Here is a 16,293-nt window from a genome sequence, read left to right as displayed (position 1 = left end):
CTCTTCACGTGCATTTGGCCGAATTTGCCGTGTCTTTTGCCGTGACGAAATTCAGTACGAAATTGCCGTATATAGGGTATTTACGTAAGCGTCGAATGATTTTGAAGGATTATCGCGGAGCCGTCTGCAAATGCTTTTAAAACCGGTCATAACGATGCGCGGCATGGCGAACCATCCATGGGTCCGGAACGTAGATCTCGGCTTGTGCTACGGTCTGTCCGTTCTCTTTTCTGAACGTGCCATCGCCGTTGCCGTACAGTCGACTATCCGATATGGTTCTCAAAAAAGCGTTGGCCTCTTCGACGGTTTCGTAGGGATACGGGGTGGTGCACCAGACCGGGTCGGCCTCGATGATCACCGGTTGCGGGTTCGAAGGCGAAGGAAGCGGTTTCGGTGAGCCTGTATCCGGTGAGGTGGTGTTTAACGAGCCTGTATCCGAGGAGGTGGTGTTTGGCAAACCCATGTTCGACGAGACAATATTCAATGAATCTTTATCCGATGAATCTTTATCCGATGAATCCTGCGTTATTCCACGCCCGGTTTCCCCGTCGCCGTCCGCCGCCAGAAATCCCACGATGATACTGGCGTCATCCAAATGGCTCGTCTGCGCGGCCCGCGTCGCAAGGGATTCGGCGATACCGCGATAGGAATCATGGAACCGTGTCCCGTCGAATACGGTGAGGATATCGTGGCTGTTTTCATCCTGCGAGCGATGAACGCAATAGCCGCTGGAAGCCACGGCTTTCCCGCGCTTGACGATGACGCACCATTCCTCGCTGATGCCGTCAAGATGCGTATTGATGGTGATCAATGAGTCGTCGGGAGCCTGGTTCAGGTCGTTCTGCAGTTGCCGAAGATTCCGCCGAGCCGCCCTGAACTCCGGCACTCGACCGCCGCTCAGCTGGGACCATGGCCTTTCCCCCAGGCCGTCCGGCAGCGCGGTCCATGCGCGAATGTGCGAGACCGGGGCGGTAATGACGGTTCGTCGTGTGAACGTACGTGGCAACGTGGCCAGCCAATAGGGTGCCGGCGCCTCCAAGAGCAGCGGCGATAGGTTGTGCCGCATCCTCCACGCGTTGTTGGCGATCAGCAGGTCGGCGGTGATCCATACGGCGTCGCCATTCTTGACGCCGCGAGCCGGTTCGAACCCGTAATCATAGGTTGCCGCCCAATAATCGATTGGATGTTTAACCGACGGTTCCGGTGCCGAAGCCGTTGATGGGGTCGGCCCCGTTTTTTCGGCGCGGGCCACAGCGGATGTAATGCATGAATGTGAGCTATCTGTCATGTGAGCTTTGTCGAAATAGTCCTTGAAGGCCTCCTGGACCCAGGAAGGCGGGCTGATGACGGTCAAATCGGTGCTCAATTGCTCTCGTTTCGGATAGGTATTGCTCGATGACTTAAAGTGTAGCGACGAGGTTTGAAGAGTGCTTATTCGTTGCGGCGGTTGGGGTTGGAGGCAAGATTGCCGCGTTTGTTCCGAGAAAATAATTAGACACTTTGTCTTCCTTCGATTTATTCCCGCTTATCCCGTGGCGGAATGTGACAACACGTCGATAAGTACTTAGTATTGCCAGTAACAAGCTCGTGTATTGCAATATGATATCGCATGGCTGCAAGGCAGCCGGGCTTGGCAGATGTGGAGAGCCGACTTGGGCAACCAAAGTTTCGGCTCGTGGAAATGATAATGAACAAGGAGCAAACATGACCAAGATTGCCGTTTTCGTCGGATCGCTGCGCAAGGATTCCTACAACCTGAACCTCGCCAAGAACATCGAGCGTCTTGCACCCGTTGGTGTTGAGTTCGACTATATCGACATGGACCTGCCGCTGTACAACCAGGACCTCGATGACAACCTGCCTGCCAAGGTCGTCGAGATGAAGCAGACCGTCGAAGCCGCCGATGGCGTGCTGTTCGTCACCCCGGAATACAACCGCAGCTTCTCCGGCGTCATCAAGAACGCCATCGACTGGGCCTCCCGTCCGTGGGGCAAGAGCTCCTTCGCCGGCAAGCCCGCCGCCATCATCGGCGCTTCCATGGGTGCCCTCGGCGCGACCCAGGCCCAGCAGGCCCTGCGCAACGTCGTCCTCTTCCTCGACATGAAGCTCATGGGCCAGCCCGAGCTCTACTTCAACGCCATCACTGGCCTGGACGAGAACGGCAAGGTCGTGGAAGGTTCCGAGGACTTCCTGCGCGGTTTCGCCGAGACGTTCGCCAAGCACGTTGAGGCCAACAAGTAGGCAGTGTCGTAAGGTGCCGTTTCGTCGCGATACCAAAGGTTTTGGTCGTTCGCGACGAAAACGGCGGACGTGGAAATGGCCGATAGGCGATTGTCAATAATCGTGATTGTCAATACGATTTTTATAAAACGTTTGACGCTTCTTATATTCCTGTTTTTCTATTCGTGTAATGTGATTACAATCACGATTTCCTTGGTGTTGCCCTAAGGTTTCGGCCTCGCGTTGGACGTATGAACGTGGTACGTTTACAAGTAGTTGTCATGTATTTGGATACTTGGCGGTATGCCACAGTGGTGTGCCTACAGAGTTAAAGTATGTATCCAAAATTGTAGTTGTCAGGTGTAGGGAGGAAAACTGTGAGTCTAGAGGAGACGACAGACATTGTGGCGCTGGCCGCTAAGGCCGAGAACGGTGTGAAGCAATACCGCTTGACCGTGGTCAATGCCGGTATTTCGGAACCTTCCAGCACATGTCGGCTTGCCAAGGAAATCACAGACAAGGCTCGGACGTATCTTGAGGCCCGGGACAAGGCCGTTGTCGTTGAGATGGTCAATCTCAAGGGGATTGCCGAGGACATAGCGAAAGCCTCGGTGACCTTTGAATCCAGCGACCAGCTCGAGAAAGCCATCAGCGCGGTTACCGCTTCCGATGGGCTCGTCGTGGCCTCGCCGATTTACAAGGCCTCGTATTCCGGTCTGTTCAAGTCCTTCTGGGATCTCGTTCCCCGCGATGCCATCACCAACATGCCGCTGGTGTTGGCCGCGACCGGTGGCTCGAACCGCCATGCTTTGGTGCCTGACGTGGTGATGCGCGGTCTGTTCGCGTTCTTCCGCGCCGTGCCTACGGCTACGAGCCTTATGGCCACCAAGGAGGATTTCGATACTCCGGAACTCGAAAAGCGGGAACGTCGCGCTGCTACGGAGCTGGGTGCGTTGATGCTTTCCGGCGTGCGTCATGAACCCGTCGATCAGCCCAGCGAGGGCTTGAATTGGTGACTTCGACGTCTTCGGGGCTCTGATCTGAAGTTCCGATATTTCTTTATGGTGTTATCGGCCTGTTGTCTGTGGATGACGGGCCGATAATTTATTGGTGGTAGACTTTCGGCCTTTCGGCAGGTGATTGTTTTCTGCGTTTTGCGCATGGTCCGGGGCGGACGGATTTTTTCCGAAGGCGGCTTTGTAGTATGATGGACTATGCCTACAAGGAGGTAGTTATGGTTTACCAAACCGTCAATCCGTATACCAACGAATTGGTAAAGGAATATCCGTTCGCAACCGATGAGGAATTGCAGGACACGATCACGCTGGCCGACAAGACCTTCCACGACATGTTGAGTCAACCGATTGCCGAACGCGCCAAAATCCTGCACAAGGTTGCAGCGCTGTTCCGTGAGAAGTCCGACGAGCTTTCCGAGATTTGCACGGTCGACATGGGCAAGCTGGTGGGGGAGTCCGCCGGTGAGGTCGAGCTGTGCGCGATCATCGCCGACTGGTTCGCTGATCACAGCGAGGAACTTCTGAAGCCGGACAAGCTCGACAGCATCGTTGCCGGGGAGGCACGTGTGCTGCACCAGCCCGTCGGCGTCGTGGTGATGGTGGAGCCCTGGAACTTCCCGTACTACCAGATCATGCGTGTGTTTGCACCGAACTTCATGCTGGGCAACACAATGATTCTGAAGCATGCTTCCAACACCCCGACCTCGGCCAAGCGCTTCTGCGAGATCGTCGAGGAGGCCGGAGCTCCGAAGGGCGCGCTGACCAACATGTTCCTGACCTATGATCAGGTCACCGAAGCCATTGAAGACCCACGCGTCCAGGGTGCGGCACTCACCGGTTCCGAGCGTGGAGGCGTCGCCGTCGCCGGTGCCGCCGGAAAGGCGCTGAAGAAGAGCACCATGGAGCTGGGCGGCATGGATCCGTTCATCGTCCTGGGCGACGCTGATATGGACGCTCTCGCCGACATCGCGTGGCGCGTCCGCCTGTACAACGCCGGACAGGTCTGCACCTCGGCCAAGCGCTTCATCGTCATGGACAACGTCTACGACCGCTTCGTCGACGACATGGTCGAGGCCTTCTCGCGTGTCACCCCGGGCGACCCGATGGACCCGGCAACCACCATCGCCCCGATGAATTCGAAGCGTGCCAAGGAGAAGCTGCAGAACCAGTTCGACGAGGCCGTGGCCGCCGGTGCGAAGATTGCCTACCAGTTCCCGGAGATCGACTCGGAGGGCCAGTTCTTCCGTCCGGCCGTCCTCACCGACATCACCCCCGACAATCCGGCCTACAAGACCGAGATGTTCGGCCCGGTGGCGGCGATCTACAAGGTTCACAGCGAGGAAGAGGCCATCGCGGTCGCCAACGACAACCCATACGGGCTCGGCGGCATGCTCTTCTGCGGCGACAAGGACCACGGCGCCGAGGTGGCCGCGAAGGTCTACACGGGCATGATGTTCGTCAACACCCCGCTCGCCTCGCTGCCTGACATTCCGTTCGGCGGCGTGAAGCTCTCCGGCTATGGCCGTGAGATGTCGAGGCTGGGCCAGATGGCGTTCACCAACGACAAGCTGCTTGTCACCGCCGACCACTTCGACAAGACCAACGCCCCGGGCGCGCTTTTCGCCGCGCAGGATCTGTAAAAGCTTTGCGAAAGCGGTGAAAGGCACGATGCCCATACGGCTGTTGCGATGACTCGCTGGGCTTGTGGTGCAAAGATTTGTGCCGGAATTGATTCACACCCGGCACCGTGAATGCCTTTGACGGGCAATCGGGCTTTTGAATAGCGAAGGCGGCGTGCAGGAATTTCAACGATTCCCTGCACGCCGCCTTCAATGTATGCTGCTGGCAGCTGACGTAAATCTAGCCTCGTGCTTTCACATAGGCTTCGTAGACCTGCGGGGTCGGCTCGGCGGTTTCGGTGCCGTCGATCTTGAGGTTCCATTGCGGGGGATTGGTTTCCCCGCTCAAGACCCATGCGGCCTGACGCGCGGCACCGATGGCGACGTATTCGTCGGTGGCGGGACGGGTGACGCTCATGCCGAAAATCGCGGGAGCCAGAGTGCGCACGGCCTCGGACTTCGCCCCGCCGCCGATCAAGAGGATGCGGTTGACGCTGCCGCCGAGCCCCTTGATGATTTCCAGGCAATCGCGCTGCGAGCAAAGCAGTCCCTCAACGAACGCGCGGGCAAGGTTCTGCTTGGTGGTGTTGGCCAGGCTCATGCCGCTCAGCGTCGCATTGGCGTCCGGTCGGTTCGGGGTGCGCTCGCCGTCGAAATAGGGTACCAGGGTAAGTCCGCCAGCACCGGGTTCGGCGGCGAGGGCAAGCTGCCCCAGCTCGTCGTAGTCCACGCCCAATGCGGCGCAACCGGCATCGAGAATGCGGGAGCCGTTGATGGTGCAGGCCAGAGGCAGATAGTGTCCGGTGCAATCGGCGAAGCCGGAAACCGCACCGCTCAAATCGTACACCGGGTTTTCGGCGATGGCCGCCGCCACTCCCGACGTGCCCAGCGAAACGCTCACATCGCCTACCGACATGCCCAGCCCCAGGGAGGCCATGGCGTTGTCGCCGCCTCCGGGCCCGATGATGCAGCCGCCGTCCACGGATGCGCCGGCGACGGCGGGGGAGGCCTTGACCGGCGCGCTGTCGCGGGGGCCGAGCACCTGGGGAAGGATGACGTCGTGACGGCCGAGAACCATGTCGATCAGATCGTAACGGTACGTGTTGCTGGCCGAGTCGAAGTAGATGGTGCCCGAAGCGTCGGAACGGTCGGTGAACAGGGCATCCAGATGTGCGTCCTCGCCTTCCTCGACCGGTCCAAAGCCCGCGATACGCCAGCTCAGCCAGTCGTGCGGCAGGCAGATCGCCGCGATTCTCGCCGCGTTCTCCGGCTCGTTTTCGGCCACCCAGGCCAGCTTGGTCAAGGTGTATGAGGCGACGGGCGACGAACCCACGGCTTTGACCCAGCGTTGTCTGCCGCGTGCCACCACGTCTTCCGGCTCGTCCTCGCCGGTGCGTTCGGGTGTGCCGAGGCGTGTGATGAGGTTTTGCGCCTGCGGTGCCGAACGCGTGTCGTTCCAGAGCAGCGCGTCACGGATCACCCGTCCGCGTTGGTCGAGAAGCACCATGCCGTGCTGTTGCCCGCCGACCGCTAACGCTGAAACGTCCTCGAGGCCGCCGGCCTGCTTGGAGGCCTTGAGAAAGGCCTGCCACCAGTATTCCGGGTCGACGCTCGTGCCGTCGGGGTGTTTGGCCTGCCCGAAGCGAACGAGCTCGCCCGTGGCTGCGTCGGTGACGCGGACCTTGGTCGATTGCGTCGAGGTGTCGATTCCTGCCACCAATGTCGTGTGAGCGGAACCGCTTGGTGATTGTTGTTCGGTCATTGTTCCCGCCTTTCAAAATGCGCCGGGCACTGCCACGTGCCGTACTGACGCTTGCGAAACCAGTCTATTGAAATATGAAATATGCTTTCATGTTAGTTAAATCAATAGATTATTTCAATGGCCCCGTGTGTTTTGCCTTTGGGCAATGGTGCGCCCAAGAAGTCGCCGCTGTCCGGTCTGGACAGGCGGGGTGGAAAGATTGTTGAAGATGAGCGATAAACGGCGTGCGGCAAGGAACGGCCGGAACCTAATGTGATGGACGTTGGCCGGGTGATACGCGGTGTTTCGCCCCGACTGATAGAGTGAACATGTTTTTGAAAGTGGGCGGGCATGGCGCTGAAAAGTATCAATCAGGATGATTTGCGTAATCACAACCTTTCTGTGGTTCTCTCTACGCTGCTCCAATCGCCAAAACCGATGAGCCGTGCCAAACTTGCGAAATCCACGGGACTGACGAAGGCTACGATGTCGCTTCTGGTGCCCATGCTGATTGCTTCCGAGGCACTCGAGGAGGGGAAGCCGGTTGCCGCGGGCACGACCTATGGCAGGCCGAGCACCCCGCTGAATATTTCCGGGCGACGTTACTGCTCGATAGGACTGCAGATCAACACCGATGGATACGGTTTCACGATACTTGCGCTTGACGGGACCGTTGTAGACGAGCGTTGGGTGAGCCGATCCATGGTGGGCAGCGATCCCGATGAGGTCTTTGACCAGTTTGACGAACTGGTAAGCGCTGGTGAGCGGAAAATCAGCGAGAAGGGCTTGAAGGTTGTCGGCACGGTGTTGGCGCTTCCCGGCCTGGTCACCGACGATATGGTCCTGTTGTCCGCCAAAAATCTCGGCTGGAAGCAGCTGGAGCTTTCGCGCTTCAATGTCGTCAAACGTTTGGATGCGCTCGCCGATAATGAGGCGAATCTGGCTGCCTTGGCGCAGATACCTGGGTATGCCACGCCTAGAGGCGGGAAAAGCGTGATCGGTCCGACCGACTCGTTCATCTACATTTCCACGGATATCGGCATCGGCGGTGCCGTGGTTCGTCACGGGCAGGTCGACCGCGGCGACTCCGGGTTCGCCGGCGAGCTTGGCCATGTTTCCGTCGCGCTTGATGGTCCGCAATGCGCCTGCGGACGCTGCGGATGCTTGGAAATGTACGCCGGACGTAAGGCTTTGGTGGAAGCTTCGGGCGTCGCCGAACCCGGGGTTTCGACGCGAATGGAGGAGGTCGACGAGGTGCTGGCCAGATACAAGGCGCACGACGACCGTACCGTGGCGGCGGTCGATCGGGCGGTTCGGGCCTTGGTGTCCGTGCTTGCGTCGGCCATCAATATCCTTGATATCGATACCGTCGTGTTGGGTGGCCTTTGGGACAGGTTCGGCAAGACGCTGACCCGTCGGATCAGGCATGAGCTTGAGTTGCAGATATTGAGCTATCCCGAAGTCCAGCCGCGTGTGCTGCTGCCCGACGTCAATACCAGGCCCGCGCTTTTGGGTGCGGCACAGGTGGGGTTGCGCAGGTTCATAGACAATCCGCTTGCGTTCATGAACTCCTGAAAGTAGCGCCAGCCGTTCTGCCATGGCTCGCTGGTATGTATACATGCTTACTTTTCGATTCTCGGTTTCCGTGATTTTTCAAGGAGAGCCAACGATTTGGCGTAGGCCATAACCAGCGTCGATAGCGCAGGGGGTGTGCCTGAAAACCCGATGCTGATAGAGTGGCGGTTGGCGTCTCCGCCCGAACTGTGCAGGTCAAGGGACGTCGAGGTCAACACGCTGTGCACAGTTTGAATGCAAGGAACCACTGTGGCCGAATCTGCCCAAAAAACGAAACAGCCGGATGACGGGGATCAATCCGCACACGAGCATATGGCGAAAACCAATCGCGAACCGAACGGACAAGCCGGTTGTGAACGATACGCATCAACGCAATCCGAACCCTCTTCGTCATCGAATTCTTCTTTAATGACTACTTCTGATGCTCACGGGTCTTCGGCACCCTCCCAGCCAACGAAGGCCCAAACCGAATCTGAGCCCGAATCCGGGTTTGCCTCCCGACCCGCTTGCAGGCCCATAGTCGTTTCGGTTTCGCGTTTGCGTTGGCGTGCGGCGGACATCGCCCTTGGCGCGGCGCTGGGTGTGGCCTGTGGCGTCTTCTTCTGGGGCTTCAATTTCGCCTATGCGTGGATTGCCCCGCTGCTTCGGGCTGTTCTTCCCGGCATCACAAGCCTGTTTCACGCATTCTGGTATTTCTCCGGCCCGTTGGCCTTGCTGATCATCCGCAAACCTGGTGCCGCGATGTACGTCGACATCATCGGCAGTCTGACGGAAACACTGTTCGGCAACCAGTATTCCTTCACGTTCGTCTTTCTTTCGGCGTTCCTGCAAGGCCTGTTCGCGGAGGTGCCGTTCGCGATTTTCCGTTACCGGAAGTTCAATCTTGGCCTGACCGTCGTTTCCGGTGCGCTGACGGCGGTGGAATACGGTTTTTATGTTCTGCTCACACGTTTGCAGGGTGTCGCCCTGGTCAGTGCGCGCGGTTTGACCCATATGACCTGCGAAATCATCGGCGGCATATTCATTGCCGGGGTGATGAGCTGGTTCCTGTATCTGGCCATCGCCAAAACCGGTGCGTTGGACCGTTTCGCTTCCGGTCGCGCGGTGAGAAGCAGAAAGCGGAATTGAACGCATCTGGTTTGCCTTGTCCCTGTGAGGTTGTGTTTTCGGTGACGGATAGCATGCTCGCTGTTTGACTGACTGCCTCGATAACGTCCGATATCGATTCCTGAACCCGCCGACGAGTCACTGGTCAGAGCGTTTGCTAAACTAACATCGTTGGCACTGGCCAATGTGGGGCTTTAGCTCAGTCGGTTAGAGCAGCGGACTCATAATCCGTCGGTCCAGGGTTCAAGCCCCTGAGGCCCCACTTATTTCATTACTGGTTTATCGGCGTCTGCATTTCAGTGGCTTGGCGCGCAACATTGAATCCGCTTTTTGTCTCCAGGAACTGCCAGTAGCTCCATTCCTTGGGATTGATGTAGAGCGTATAGGTCTTTTTGCCGACGACGATTTCAATGGGGAATATGCCGGACGGATTGGCCATGATGTCCGCTTCGATTTGCAGGGCACGTTCGTGGTTGGGCAGATACATCGTGTGGGTCTTGCCGTGCGTTTCAAAATACAGCATATCGGTCATTTCTGGCTCCTTTGCGTGGATTTGTCGATACCATCAAAGTATCAAGGGAATCCGACGGGTGTGCGATTGAATGTACGGTGTGCTGTAAAGGCAGGTAATCAGCCCAAAGACGAAATCGGGATGAAAGGCTGTCGATAATTGTTGTACATTTCGAGCGTCGTGTGACTGAGATCGTTCTTTTTCTCACCTGTGTTTTGGCAGGTTGAGAGCGAACCAAGTCAATGCTCACTGATAGAATATCAAAGTTCCGGTTCACGTCTGGCCATTGGGGTTAGGCGACCCGGGTCACCTGAATTCCTTAGGAGACATTATGAAGCAGGGTATTCATCCCGATTATCACGCAGTGCAGGTTACCTGCTCTTGCGGCAATACTTTCGTTACGCGCAGCACCGCCAAGGGCGATCACATGACGGTTGATGTGTGCGCAAACTGCCACCCGTTCTACACGGGCAAGCAGAAGATTCTCGATACCGGCGGCCGCGTCGCCCGCTTCGAGAAGCGCTACGGCAAGAAGACCAAGTAGCATTCTTCATTCGCCAGCCACGCTGGTTCGGGTTTGCGGACCCGAATCCGGGCTGGCGTTTTTCATACCCAATTGCTGTATAGATAATCGTTACTATTTCGAATAGTGTATCAAAGGACTTTTGCATGGCAGACGAGCAATTCCCGGCAGCGCAGAGCGCGTTGGAGGAGTATCAAGACATCGAGCGGCAGATGAGCCAGCCCGAGGTCGCCTCCGACCCCAAGGCGATTCGCAAGCTGGGGCGTCGCCATGCTGAGCTCGGCAGCATCGTCGAGGCGTATCGTGCCTGGCAGCATGCCAAAGAGGACGCCGAAGCCGCCAAGGAAATGGCCGGTGAGGACGCCGACTTCGCCGAAGAGTCCAAACGGCTCGAGGCATTGGTGCCGCAAGCCGAAGAGAAGCTGCGCAGCGCGCTGATTCCGCGCGATCCCGACGATGTGCGCGATACCATCATGGAAATCAAGGCCGGAACCGGTGGGGAAGAAGCCGCACTGTTCGCCGGCGATCTGCTGCGCATGTACACACGTTATGCCGAAAAACGCGGCTGGTCGACTACCATCCAAAGCGAGAACTCCACCGAGCTCGGCGGCGTCAAGGACGTGCAGGTCGCCATCCGGGCCAAAGGAAACCCGGCACCCGAGGACGGGGTGTGGGCCTCGCTCAAGTATGAGGGTGGCGTACACCGCGTGCAGCGCATCCCCGTCACCGAATCGCAGGGGCGCATCCAGACCTCGGCGGCCGGTGTCATCGTCTTCCCGGAGGCCGATGAGGACGACGATGAGATCGAGATCGATCCCAAAGACCTCAAAATCGACATTTTCATGAGTTCAGGTCCCGGCGGTCAGTCGGTCAACACCACGTATTCCGCGGTGCGCATGACCCATATCCCCACCGGCGTCGTGGTGAGCATGCAGGATGAGAAATCGCAGATCCAGAATCGTGCGGCGGCTCTGCGTGTGCTCAAATCCCGCCTTTTAGCGATGAAACACGAAAAGGAAGCCGAGGAAGCGGCCGACATGCGCCATTCGCAGGTGCGTTCGCTTGACCGTTCCGAACGTATCCGCACCTACAATTTCCCTGAAAACCGTATCGTCGACCACCGCACCAACTACAAGGCCTACAACCTCGACCAGGTGCTCGACGGCGACCTGCAAGCCGTCATCGACAGCGACATCCAGGCCGACGAGGCCGCGCGTCTCGCCAAACCAACGAAGTAAGGGAACGCAGTAAGCGGTAAGAAGGGTAGTCAATGGCGGAAAACACGGCTCGTTCGACTTCTGAGATTTTGGCACAGGCAACGGATTGGCTGAAGGTTGCCGGTATCGATACGCCGCGCAATGATGCCAAATTATTGTTGGCCGAAGCGTTCGGGGTCGAGCCGGCCGACGTCGAGAAATCGATATTGTTGAATACGCCGTTGCATAGCAAGGTCAGGTCGGATGCCGACAAGGAATCGGCAGACAATCCTGATGTAATGCCTATTGATGAAGAGCCGGACAAAGGCGAAGGCGACGAAGGCCTTGAACCGGGCGAATCCGCGGACGGCCATGCCTCTCAAGCTGTGGGGGAGCGGCAGGCCAATGCCGACGATGCCGCAATCCGCCGTTTCGCGGTTATGCTGGCCAGGCGCAAGCAACGCGAGCCATTGCAATATATCGTCGGTCACGCCCCCTTCCGCTATCTTGATCTTGAGGTCGGTCCGGGCGTCTTCATTCCACGTCCTGAAACCGAAACCGTGGTGCAGGCGGCCATCGACTGGCTGACGCGCGAACATATCAAGCCGAGCCGTCTGGTCGATCTGTGCGCAGGCAGCGGGGCGATTGGCCTCTCGCTGGTCACCGAGGTGTCGGGCAGCGAGGTCTGGGCCGTGGAAAAGGACGAAGAAGCCCTGAAATGGACGAAACGTAACGAGCAAAAGGTCTTCAAAGACCATTCGCTGGCGGGTTATAACTATCACCTCTTCCACGCCGATGCCACGAATGCCGTGATGCTTTCGCGATTGGACGGCACCGTTGATGCAGTGGTCACCAACCCGCCTTACGTGCCGCTCGACCAGATTCCCGAACAGCCTGAGGTGCGTGAGCACGAACCGAACATGGCTCTCTATGGCGGATCGGCGGACGGAACCGATATTCCCGAGCTGATCATCCTGCGAGCGGCGAAGCTGTTGCGCAGCGGCGGGGCGTTGGTGATGGAGCATGACATCTCGCAGGCCGGGTTGCTTGCCGACTTCGCCAGAGCCCACGGTTTCCGCACGGCGCATACCGGCGAAGACTTCACCGGCAGGCCCCGTTATCTTTTCGCCATCAAAGCATAGTTTTCTTCATTGCCCAGAGTCGCCATATCGGCGAATGCAGGAATCGATTCCGGGGCAGCTGCAGAACGACACGGTAAAACGCTTGACGAATCCCTGCGGATTGTCGTCGACTCTGTAGTGTTGTTGGTGAAGTCGGGGCGCAATGGTGCAATTAAGGCATACTTGATAAGGCGGAGGCAATATGAGTGACGTGCGTGCAATCGATGATGGATCCCTGGCTTTGGCGGCCCGAATCGTCAAAGACGGCGGGCTTGTCGTATTGCCGACCGATACGGTCTACGGGGTCGCCGCAAGTCCGTTCAGCGCTGAAGCCGTAAGCCGTATCTACGAGGCGAAGCGTCGCCCCCGCAATAAGGCGTTGCAGATATTGCTTTCGTCAACCGATGATCTTGAAGGACTCGACCTTTATCTGCCGGTTCCGCTGGACAGGCTCGCCAAGGCTTTTCTGCCCGGTGCGTTTTCGCCGATTGCCGTGGCGCAGGCGGGGTCGAAACTGGTCACGTTGCGCGATGAGATGAACGGCAGCAAAACCCAGGCCGTGCGTGTACCCGATTCCGACGCCTGTCTCAGAACCTTGCGTGCCACCGGGCCTTTGGCCTGTTCCAGCGCGAACCGCAGTGGTGGTCAAAGCCCGCAAAGTGTTGAGGAAGCCGTTGCGGCGCTTGGCGACGACGTCGATCTCTATCTTGACGGCGGGCCTACGGTGAGCCATGTCGCCAGCACTGTGGTCGCCGCCGATCCGAACGAACGTGACGGGATTTCGATCGTTCGTGAAGGTGTCATCAGAGCAGCCCAGGTGCGTGCCGTGCTCCAAGGCGCCGAAGGCGGGAGTCTGAACGCGTGAGAGTCTACCTGTTCATCGCCGCGATTGCGGGAGGAGCCACATGGCTGGTCACCCCCTTGGTTCGTCATCTGGCCATCGAGATCGGAGCGGTGGGGGAGGTCCGCGCCCGTGATGTGCACAAGGTGCCGACCCCACGAATGGGCGGGGTGGCGATGCTCATTGGGCTGGTGGTCTCGATTGTCTTCGCCAGCAAAATGCCTTTCATCTCAGGCCTTTTCGCCGGTTCGTATCAGGCGTGGGTCGTCCTTGCCGGTGCCGTGCTGATTTGCCTGTTGGGGGTGGCGGACGATTTATGGGACTTGGATTGGATGCTCAAACTTGCCGGGCAGCTTTTGATTTCCGTGTTCGTGGCGTGGGGCGGCGTACAGATCATCTTTCTGCCGTTCGGCTCGCTGGTCACCGCTTCCCCAAGCATTTCCATGGCCATCACGGCTTTTCTGATTGTCGCCTCGATCAATGCGGTCAACTTCGTCGACGGGCTTGACGGCCTCGCTTCCGGCATCGTCGCCATCGGCGGCATCGCGTTCGCCGTCTACTCCTATGTCATCGCCCGTGCCACACCGAGTTACGCGTCGATGGCCACGTTGCTCGACGTCGCTTTGGTCGGCATCTGCGTCGGCTTTTTGCTGCATAACTGGCATCCGGCCAAACTCTTCATGGGGGACTCCGGCTCGATGCTCCTGGGCTATATGATTACCTGCGCCTCGATCATCATGACCGGACATCTTGACCCAGCTTCCGTGCATACCAGCCTCTATCTGCCGGCGTTCATGCCGATTCTGTTGCCGATTCTGGTGCTGTTCCTGCCCGTGCTCGACATGTGCCTGGCCATCGTCCGTCGCCTGAGCAAAGGCCAATCGCCGATGCATCCCGACCGTATGCATTTGCATCACCGGATGCTGCGTATCGGGCACAGCGTCCAAGGCGCTGTGCTGATTCTTTGGGGATGGGCGGCGCTGATTTCCTTCGGTTCGATCATGATTCTGTTCCTGCGCTGGCAATATGTGGCCATCGGCATGATCGTCGCCGCCGTGATCCTGACGATCTGCACGCTGTCCCCGTATCTGATGCGGCGGTGGCTTGAACTGCAAAAGGAAGAGGATACGCACGCGCGAAACGCGCGACATTCCCGGAAACAGCAATAATCGCAACTCGTGGTGCCGCTCGTCACCCCACGCCCATATAGTTGTGATATGGCTATTAACTCACAATCTGATATCCAGTCATCCTACAATCCTCTACCTCCTATCTTTGCAAAGATGGGCTTGGCATATGACGATGTCTTGTTGCTTCCCAACGAGACTGATGTCATTCCCTCGCAGGTCGATACGACTACGCATCTGACACGCGAAATCACCATGAAGGTCCCCGCCATCTCGGCGGCCATGGACACCGTCACCGAATCCGACATGGCCATTGCCATGGCGCGCAACGGCGGCATCGGCGTGCTGCACCGCAACCTTTCCATCGACGATCAGGCCTCGCAGGTCGATATCGTCAAGCGCAGCGAATCGGGTATGATCACCGACCCACTCACCGTCAATCCCGAGGCCACCCTTGCCGATCTCGACAAGCTGTGTGGCCGTTTCCATATTTCAGGCCTTCCTGTCGTCGACAACGACAACAAGCTGCTCGGCATCATCACCAACCGTGACATGCGTTTCATCCCCGCTTCGGATTACGACAAGCTCAAGGTTCGTGACGTGATGACCAAGGAAGGGCTTATCACCGGCCCTGCCGACATCTCCCGCGAAGACGCGCACGACCTGCTCGCCAAGCACAAGGTCGAAAAGCTGCCATTGGTCGACAAGGACGGCAAGCTCGCCGGCCTGATCACCGTCAAGGACTTCGTGAAGACCGAACAGTACCCGGACGCCACCAAGGACGACCAGGGCCGTCTGCGCGTGGCCGCTGGCATCGGCTTCCTGGGCGATGCGTGGGCACGTGCCAGCGCCCTGATGGAGGCCGGCGTCGACGTGCTCGTTGTCGATACCGCCAACGGCGAAGCCCATCTTGCCCTTGACATGATCAAGCGCTTGAAGTCGGACCGCGCCTTCAACGGCGTGCAGATCATCGGCGGCAATGTGGCGACCGCCTCCGGCGCCCAGGCCATGATCGATGCCGGTGTCGATGCCGTCAAGGTCGGTGTCGGTCCAGGTTCCATCTGCACCACCCGCGTGGTCGCCGGTGTCGGCGTCCCGCAGCTCACCGCCGTCTATGACGCGGCTCAGGTCTGCCGTGCGGCCGGTGTGCCCTGCATCGCCGACGGTGGCATCCATTATTCCGGCGACATCGCCAAGGCTTTGGTGGCCGGTGCCTCGACGGTCATGCTTGGCGGCGCGCTCGCCGGCTGCGACGAGACCCCGGGCGAGAAGGTCTTCCTGCACGGCAAGCAGTACAAGCTCTACCGCGGCATGGGCTCGCTCGGCGCGATGGCCCCGCGCGGCAAGAAGTCCTACTCCAAGGACCGCTACTTCCAGGCCGACGTCACCAGCAACGACAAAGTCATCCCGGAGGGCGTCGAAGGCGAGGTGCCGTATCGCGGTTCCCTCAATGCGGTGCTCTACCAGCTCATCGGCGGCCTGCATCAGTCGATGTTCTACATCGGCGCGCACAACATCAAGGAGATGGCCGAGAAGGGCCGCTTCGTGCGTATCACCACGGCCGGCCTGCGCGAATCGCACCCGCACGACATCGTGATGACCGCCGAAGCCCCGAACTACAGCGGTTTCCACAACGAGTGATTTTCAGTCGCTCAGCCTCCTGCAACTGACGTGGTGGGGCTGGGATATACAATGC

At 58.6% G+C, this 16,293-nt stretch carries 14 protein-coding genes and 1 tRNA gene; 12 read left to right on the top strand and 3 right to left on the bottom strand.

What is annotated here, in order from left to right:
* Window positions 1-136: 136 nt before the first annotated feature.
* Complete coding sequence (locus OZX64_RS06435; RefSeq protein ID WP_277172152.1) at window positions 137-1,366, bottom strand: hypothetical protein; 1,230 nt, start codon at window positions 1,364-1,366, stop codon at window positions 137-139.
* Window positions 1,367-1,704: 338 nt separating this feature from the next.
* On the opposite strand from OZX64_RS06435, the gene OZX64_RS06430 reads away from it, so the two are divergent.
* The 3 genes from OZX64_RS06430 to OZX64_RS06420 all read left to right on the top strand — a co-directional run bounded on the left by OZX64_RS06430 (window position 1,705) and on the right by OZX64_RS06420 (window position 4,876).
* The gene (locus OZX64_RS06430; protein ID WP_277157056.1) at window positions 1,705-2,241 is read left to right on the top strand and encodes an NAD(P)H-dependent oxidoreductase; all 537 of its coding nucleotides are present in this window, start codon (window positions 1,705-1,707) and stop codon (window positions 2,239-2,241) included.
* Between the two features lie 356 nt (window positions 2,242-2,597).
* On the top strand, window positions 2,598-3,236 hold the full coding sequence (locus tag OZX64_RS06425; RefSeq protein WP_277157057.1) for a CE1759 family FMN reductase: 639 nt from the start codon (window positions 2,598-2,600) through the stop codon (window positions 3,234-3,236).
* A 218-nt stretch (window positions 3,237-3,454) separates the two neighbouring features.
* Complete coding sequence (locus OZX64_RS06420; RefSeq protein ID WP_277172149.1) at window positions 3,455-4,876, top strand: NAD-dependent succinate-semialdehyde dehydrogenase; 1,422 nt, start codon at window positions 3,455-3,457, stop codon at window positions 4,874-4,876.
* Window positions 4,877-5,096: 220 nt separating this feature from the next.
* On the opposite strand, the gene OZX64_RS06415 is transcribed toward OZX64_RS06420, so the two are convergent.
* Window positions 5,097-6,617, bottom strand: coding sequence for an FGGY family carbohydrate kinase (locus OZX64_RS06415; protein ID WP_277172147.1), 1,521 nt, complete (start codon window positions 6,615-6,617; stop codon window positions 5,097-5,099).
* Window positions 6,618-6,947: 330 nt separating this feature from the next.
* Between OZX64_RS06415 and OZX64_RS06410 the strand changes: the two genes are divergently transcribed.
* The 3 genes from OZX64_RS06410 (at window position 6,948) to OZX64_RS06400 (ending at window position 9,540) form a co-directional block, all read left to right on the top strand.
* Window positions 6,948-8,171: an ROK family protein gene (locus OZX64_RS06410; protein ID WP_277157060.1), complete on the top strand. Its 1,224-nt coding sequence runs from the start codon at window positions 6,948-6,950 to the stop codon at window positions 8,169-8,171.
* A 408-nt stretch (window positions 8,172-8,579) separates the two neighbouring features.
* Entirely contained in the window at window positions 8,580-9,299 is a 720-nt protein-coding gene (locus OZX64_RS06405) for an ECF transporter S component (protein ID WP_277172145.1), read from the top strand.
* A gap of 167 nt (window positions 9,300-9,466) precedes the next feature.
* Window positions 9,467-9,540 (top strand) — tRNA-Ile (locus OZX64_RS06400).
* Between the two features lie 9 nt (window positions 9,541-9,549).
* Here OZX64_RS06400 and OZX64_RS06395 read toward each other — a convergent pair.
* Window positions 9,550-9,810: a hypothetical protein gene (locus tag OZX64_RS06395; protein WP_277172143.1), complete on the bottom strand. Its 261-nt coding sequence runs from the start codon at window positions 9,808-9,810 to the stop codon at window positions 9,550-9,552.
* Window positions 9,811-10,120: 310 nt separating this feature from the next.
* On the opposite strand from OZX64_RS06395, the gene rpmE reads away from it, so the two are divergent.
* The 6 genes from rpmE to guaB all read left to right on the top strand — a co-directional run bounded on the left by rpmE (window position 10,121) and on the right by guaB (window position 16,238).
* Complete coding sequence (rpmE, locus tag OZX64_RS06390) at window positions 10,121-10,333, top strand: 50S ribosomal protein L31 (protein WP_277146457.1); 213 nt, start codon at window positions 10,121-10,123, stop codon at window positions 10,331-10,333.
* Between the two features lie 125 nt (window positions 10,334-10,458).
* Window positions 10,459-11,550 (top strand): peptide chain release factor 1, encoded by a 1,092-nt coding sequence (gene prfA / locus OZX64_RS06385; protein ID WP_277172141.1) that lies wholly within the window; start codon window positions 10,459-10,461, stop codon window positions 11,548-11,550.
* Between the two features lie 32 nt (window positions 11,551-11,582).
* Complete coding sequence (gene prmC, locus OZX64_RS06380; protein WP_277172139.1) at window positions 11,583-12,650, top strand: peptide chain release factor N(5)-glutamine methyltransferase; 1,068 nt, start codon at window positions 11,583-11,585, stop codon at window positions 12,648-12,650.
* Window positions 12,651-12,831: 181 nt separating this feature from the next.
* Window positions 12,832-13,494, top strand: coding sequence for an L-threonylcarbamoyladenylate synthase (locus OZX64_RS06375; protein ID WP_277172137.1), 663 nt, complete (start codon window positions 12,832-12,834; stop codon window positions 13,492-13,494).
* Window positions 13,491-14,639, top strand: coding sequence for an MraY family glycosyltransferase (locus OZX64_RS06370; protein WP_277157066.1), 1,149 nt, complete (start codon window positions 13,491-13,493; stop codon window positions 14,637-14,639). The genes OZX64_RS06375 and OZX64_RS06370 overlap by 4 nt, the downstream gene beginning before the upstream one ends.
* A 48-nt stretch (window positions 14,640-14,687) precedes the next feature.
* Entirely contained in the window at window positions 14,688-16,238 is a 1,551-nt protein-coding gene (guaB, locus tag OZX64_RS06365; RefSeq protein ID WP_277157067.1) for an IMP dehydrogenase, read from the top strand.
* Window positions 16,239-16,293: the final 55 nt, after the last annotated feature.

It is taken from the genome of Bifidobacterium sp. ESL0704 (assembly GCF_029392075.1).
Lineage (GTDB): Bacteria > Actinomycetota > Actinomycetes > Actinomycetales > Bifidobacteriaceae > Bifidobacterium.
This window is presented reverse-complemented; position numbering and strand designations above follow the sequence as displayed.

Coding starts and splice junctions, on each gene's coding strand:
- OZX64_RS06430 (WP_277157056.1), top strand. CDS start 1,705: ATGACCAAGATTGCCGTTTTCGTCGGATCGCTGCGCAAGGATTCCTAC.
- OZX64_RS06420 (WP_277172149.1), top strand. CDS start 3,455: ATGGTTTACCAAACCGTCAATCCGTATACCAACGAATTGGTAAAGGAA.
- OZX64_RS06415 (WP_277172147.1), bottom strand. CDS start 6,617: ATGACCGAACAACAATCACCAAGCGGTTCCGCTCACACGACATTGGTG.
- OZX64_RS06410 (WP_277157060.1), top strand. CDS start 6,948: ATGGCGCTGAAAAGTATCAATCAGGATGATTTGCGTAATCACAACCTT.
- OZX64_RS06405 (WP_277172145.1), top strand. CDS start 8,580: ATGACTACTTCTGATGCTCACGGGTCTTCGGCACCCTCCCAGCCAACG.
- OZX64_RS06395 (WP_277172143.1), bottom strand. CDS start 9,810: ATGACCGATATGCTGTATTTTGAAACGCACGGCAAGACCCACACGATG.
- rpmE (WP_277146457.1), top strand. CDS start 10,121: ATGAAGCAGGGTATTCATCCCGATTATCACGCAGTGCAGGTTACCTGC.
- prfA (WP_277172141.1), top strand. CDS start 10,459: ATGGCAGACGAGCAATTCCCGGCAGCGCAGAGCGCGTTGGAGGAGTAT.
- prmC (WP_277172139.1), top strand. CDS start 11,583: ATGGCGGAAAACACGGCTCGTTCGACTTCTGAGATTTTGGCACAGGCA.
- OZX64_RS06375 (WP_277172137.1), top strand. CDS start 12,832: ATGAGTGACGTGCGTGCAATCGATGATGGATCCCTGGCTTTGGCGGCC.
- guaB (WP_277157067.1), top strand. CDS start 14,688: ATGGCTATTAACTCACAATCTGATATCCAGTCATCCTACAATCCTCTA.